The organism is Arthrobacter sp. TB 26 (genome assembly GCF_000427315.1).
Taxonomy (GTDB): Bacteria; Actinomycetota; Actinomycetes; order Actinomycetales; family Micrococcaceae; genus Arthrobacter.
The window spans coordinates 1-4,500 of the sequence record NZ_AUPJ01000499.1; the positions used below are offsets into that span (position 1 = coordinate 1).

Below are 4,500 nucleotides of genomic sequence, written 5' to 3' on the forward strand. Positions count from 1 at the left end.
CCGCCGCCACATCTTCGGAACTGACGCCGTACTTGGACGCCGGCGGCAGGCCCAGAACCTGGGTCCCATCCTCCAAGGGCAGCCGGACCCAGGTCCCGGCCGGGCCTTTCACCCGGTCGAACCGTTCCACCAGCAGCCCCCGCAGGCCGTTCCTATCTTCGATGACCGAGCACCTGGCCACCGGGATCTTCAGCGCCCTGGCACCCTGCAGGTGCGCCGCCTCGTTCTCCACGAGGTGGGGATGTTCCGGCGGGTCCAGTTTGAGCAGGTAACGGTGGCCCTTGACCGCCAGTGGTGTGGTCAGCATCGAGGCGCTGGTCTTGCGCTGGACTCCGGGCAGCCCATGGAGATCCACGGCGTTGACCAGGACGGAGAAATCCAGCGTCTCCGGGTGTGTGGTATCGGCAAGGGTGGGCGGATCCACCGGGACCTCGCCGGCCGGGACCACCTGCACGTCACCGGGCACATCAGCCCCCACAGCGAGCAACAGCGTGAGTTCATCGTCGAAGCTGGTCTTGGTCGCGTTCTTCAGGACCGTGAGCCGGTGGCCCTCGGGCAGCAGTCCGGCAAAGAACGCCGGCAGCGCACCCCCGGGAGTTTCCACGGCAGCCCCGGACAGTGGCAGCGNACTGCCACGGCCGGGCCGCCCCCGGCGAGGTACTCCGTGGCATAGCTGAACCGGACCCCGCCGAAACCGGTCCTGCCCAGATGCCCGGCGAGGGTCCCGCCCTTGTAGACGTCCGCATCCCGGACGAACTTCAGGTCCTGCAGTTCGGCCGGCATCAGCGCACCGTCAGCCGCAGGCCCAGGACATCGCTCACGGCCACGACGGCCTGCAGGGAGGGGTTGCCGGTCCCGGTCTCGATCGCCCGCACGGTGCGCACCGAGATCCCGGCCAGGTGGGCCAGGTCCTCCTGCGTGATCCCGGCATCCTTGCGGGCGCTCCGGATGTCGGCTCCAATCGACAGCACATCACCCATTGAGCAACTCCATTCGGCAGGATGTTGCCGGTTGCGGCATCCAGTCCCACTATCGTGGCGCACCGATCCGCTTTCGGCAAGATGCTGCCGGTATTGGCTACCGACCCACACTTGCCTGCGGCGTGAAGAGTGATCCGGCAATAAGCTGCCGCCCGACGTCGGGCATTCCATCCTCTGCCGCAGCTGCCGGCTGCGGCGTACGCTGGAGCTCCGGTCGCCGAGCGAAGGAGTTCCGTAATGCGCAAAGTCATCCTGATGATGCAGCTTTCCCTCGACGGATTCATCGAGGGCCCGGAGCGGGACCTGAGCTGGCACCGCGTCGATGAGGAACTGCACAGCCACTTCAATGAAGAGCTCCGGACCATGGGCGCCTTCCTGGACGGCCGGGTCACCTACGAGCTGATGGCCGGCTACTGGCCGACGGCTGACCAGGACCCCGCCAGCACCGCCGCGGAGATCGAGTTCGCCCGGATCTGGCGGGACATGCCCAAGATCGTCTACTCCAGCACGCTGGCGACAGCCGGCTGGAACACCGAGGTGGTGCGCGACGTCGTCGCTGAGGACATCATGCGGCTCAAGGAACAGCCCGGCGGTGATCTGGCGCTGGGCGGCGCCGATCTCGCGGCGGCGTTCAGGCGGCTCGGCCTGATCGATGAGTACCGGATCTACCTGCACCCGGTCCTCGTCGGCCGGGGCAAGACCCTGTTTCAGGGCGCCGATGGCATAACCCCGCTCCGGCTGCTCGAGAGCCGAACCTTCGGCAACGGGGTGGTGCTGCTGCGCTACGCGGTTGAGGCAGACGCCGGGCACGCAGAAGGCCGGTGATCAGCTGCCCCCAAGGCAACCGATCGACCGGCCTTCTGTACACTGCTGGCGGTAGTGCTAGCCGGCACGGACGAACGTCACGGGGCCGGTGGCGGTCAGCCAGGACAGCGGGTGCGCCACGGTGGCGTTGACACCGTTCATGCCGCCGCTGATGGCCTGGCCGTTGCCGGCATAGATGGCAACGTGGCCGGACTGGACAATGATGTCGCCGGGCTGGGGGTCGCCGACTACCTTGCCGTAGTTCATGAAGGCCTGCGGGCCGATGTCGCCGACCGGGATGCCGGCAGCGTTCAGGGCCTTCTCCACCATGGCGGTGCAGTCCTGCGTGATCCCGATCTGGCCGTAGGCCACGGCCAGCAGGGTGGCGTTGACTCCGCCGGCTGCCGGGGCAGCGGCAGGGGCGGGTGCGGCCTGGACCTTGACCGTCGCCTTCGCGGCGGCCGGGGCCGCAGCCGGGGCCTTCGGGGCGGCTACGGGCTTGGGTGCCTCGACCACGGGAGCCGGAGCAGTTTCAACGGCCGGACGCTCGAAGGTGATCTGCACGGCGGAGTCGGCCATGACCGGTGCGGAGACCTGGCCCTGGACGTCAACGGACGACGCCGGTGCGGCGTCGCGCTCGGTGGGTGCCTCGGCCGCATTGGCGGCCATGGCGCCGCTGAGCACCATTCCGGAAGCGGCGACGAGAACTGCGGCCTGGCGGCCGATGGTGCCGGCGGTGCGGCGAAGGTCGGCGCGCTTGGGCGCACGGGTATTGCTGAAAGTCATCAAAGGAGCCTCTCCCAATGCCTGCGAGGTGAGCTGTCGGATTCGGATGGGAGGCACCCGGCCGCACGCGGTCCCGATCATGGCGGGCGGTGCGGCTTCACCCCAAGACCCCTGGAGAACAGCGGGTCAAATGTGGTTTCCCCGTCTCTGCCGGACGTTGCTGCGAGTTATCCCCACGCCGCGGCAGAGTTAGGCAATCGGCTGGGGAGAGCCCGTCTCGGAAACAACAGGCACCTAACAACGGTAACGGAATGATCACGGCATGTCACATTGAGGTAACGGCGGGCGGGGTTTTGAGCGGTCTCCTGACCCTCGCCGGACGGGTCCGCAGGCATAGGATGATGCCATCACCGTTCCCCCGAAGCGGAGGCCCGAAATGAACAGCCCCAAGGTCACCCGGCACTGTGTCGCCATCTGCCAGCTGAGCAATCAGCCGCCGGAGGATTTCACTGTCAACACCGAACTGCTGGTCCTGGAAAACGGGGAAATTCATGTGTCCACGTGGGACGCCGAGCCGCGCGACGGCGGCTTCGACGTCCATGTCCTGAATGACCGTGTGGACGCCCTCGGCTTCATGGTGATTACTGACTGGGAGTTCTTCGACGAAAAGGCCTACGCCGTGGTGGAGCGCCGCCCGGCCAGCTAAGAGGACGCTCGCGGACCAGTGCGGGCCGGCCGGAATTCCAGCTCCGGCCGGCGCCTGGCCATCTCCGCGAGGACCTGGGTGACCGCCCCGGCGGCGACCGCGCCGTCGTCGTCCTCCCGTGGTTCCGGTGGCGGTGACTCCGCCAGAACAGCGCGGGCGTGGCGCACGAACCGCGGCCAGTCCCCCGCGCCGGCACGGAGCGCGCGCAGCGGGGACAGCAGGGCTGCGCGGCGCAGCCAGCCATCGGGATCCCGCACCCAACGGTCCAGGACACTGTCGGCGCGGACCCTGCCGACGACGTCGAGGCCCTCGATCAGGGGTCCAACGACGTCGATGGCGAGGAGATCCACCAGGGCGCCCAGCCGTGCACTCCGCACAAAGCCCTCGATCCGGGTCAGGTCAGTATTGGTCAACAAACGGACGTTTGATTGCAGAAGCACGACGGCGGCGAGGCGGCGTTCGAAGACGGGCACCGCCCACAACTCGGAACTCAGGGCGGTAATGTCGTCGTGCGTCAGGTCCGGGTGGCGGCGGAGGGCGTCGCGGACCGTTCCGCGCACGGCTCCGACGGACGATCCGTAGTACCGGTGACCCCTGCCAAGCCTCGCTTCGGTTTCCTCGGCGCGGCTCCACGACGACTCACGCTGGAGCGCTAAGTCAATGAAATCGCCGGCGTCGCTCATGGGAATATTCTCCCGCATGCCCGGCGCCATCATTACTGTCGCAGGTGCCCGCTAGCCTGTTTCCATGGACGGAAATCAGGGGCCCGACGTAGCACCAAAAGTGGCGGAAAGCGTGACGGTCGCGAATCTGGCCCGGATGCTGGCCGGCCTCCCGGCCCCGGACAGCCCCGCCGCGCTCCTCGAGGAAACGCGCGGGCTGGAGGACCTCAAGTCCGCCGTGGCCGCCCGCCAGGCCCGACACGCCATCGCGTTCGACCTGTCCCAGCGCCGTGACCAGGCCGACGCCGGGATGCCGACGGCGGAACTCGGCGCCGGGGTCGGCGCGCAGATCGCCCTGGCCCGGCGCGAATCCCCGGCCCGCGGCAGCCGGCTCCTGGGTTTGGCGAAGGCGCTTGTCAGCGAAATGCCCCACACTTTGGCGGCCCTGGAGACCGGGCAGCTCACCGAATGGCGCGCCACCCTCCTCGTCCGCGAAACCGCGTGCCTGTCCGCGGAGGACCGGTCCGCCGTCGACGCCGAACTCGCCCCCGACACCGGAACCTTCGACGGCGCCGGAGACCGGAAGATCATCGCAGCGGCCCGCACCGCGGCCTACCGGCGG

At 68.5% G+C, this 4,500-nt stretch carries 6 protein-coding genes, 1 pseudogene and 1 riboswitch; of the genes and pseudogenes, 3 read left to right on the forward strand and 4 right to left on the reverse strand.

Annotated elements, in window-relative coordinates:
• Together K789_RS23630 and K789_RS0119690 are read right to left on the reverse strand one after the other, a co-directional pair.
• Positions 1 to 604 (reverse strand): type II toxin-antitoxin system HipA family toxin (locus tag K789_RS23630; RefSeq protein ID WP_237739645.1); only part of this gene is annotated, 604 nt, incomplete at its 3' end.
• A gap of 178 nt (positions 605 to 782) precedes the next feature.
• Complete coding sequence (locus tag K789_RS0119690) at positions 783 to 980, reverse strand: helix-turn-helix transcriptional regulator (RefSeq protein ID WP_024368250.1); 198 nt, start codon at positions 978 to 980, stop codon at positions 783 to 785.
• A gap of 237 nt (positions 981 to 1,217) precedes the next feature.
• On the opposite strand from K789_RS0119690, the gene K789_RS0119695 reads away from it, so the two are divergent.
• The gene (locus K789_RS0119695) at positions 1,218 to 1,805 is read left to right on the forward strand and encodes a dihydrofolate reductase family protein (RefSeq protein ID WP_024368251.1); all 588 of its coding nucleotides are present in this window, start codon (positions 1,218 to 1,220) and stop codon (positions 1,803 to 1,805) included.
• Positions 1,806 to 1,862: 57 nt separating this feature from the next.
• Here K789_RS0119695 and K789_RS0119700 read toward each other — a convergent pair whose 3' ends face one another.
• On the reverse strand, positions 1,863 to 2,570 hold the full coding sequence (locus K789_RS0119700; RefSeq protein WP_024368252.1) for an NlpC/P60 family protein: 708 nt from the start codon (positions 2,568 to 2,570) through the stop codon (positions 1,863 to 1,865).
• 8 nt (positions 2,571 to 2,578) lie between these two features.
• Positions 2,579 to 2,766: riboswitch (cyclic di-AMP (ydaO/yuaA leader) on the reverse strand.
• Between the two features lie 180 nt (positions 2,767 to 2,946).
• On the opposite strand from K789_RS0119700, the gene K789_RS0119705 reads away from it, so the two are divergent.
• Entirely contained in the window at positions 2,947 to 3,216 is a 270-nt protein-coding gene (locus K789_RS0119705; protein WP_024368253.1) for a hypothetical protein, read from the forward strand.
• On the opposite strand, the gene K789_RS0119710 is transcribed toward K789_RS0119705, so the two are convergent.
• Positions 3,213 to 3,899: a DNA alkylation repair protein gene (locus K789_RS0119710; protein WP_024368254.1), complete on the reverse strand. Its 687-nt coding sequence runs from the start codon at positions 3,897 to 3,899 to the stop codon at positions 3,213 to 3,215. The two genes, K789_RS0119705 and K789_RS0119710, sit on opposite strands and share 4 nt — an antisense overlap.
• A gap of 136 nt (positions 3,900 to 4,035) precedes the next feature.
• Between K789_RS0119710 and K789_RS0119715 the strand changes: the two are divergent.
• Positions 4,036 to 4,500, forward strand: a pseudogene (locus tag K789_RS0119715) (HNH endonuclease); the annotation flags it as partial.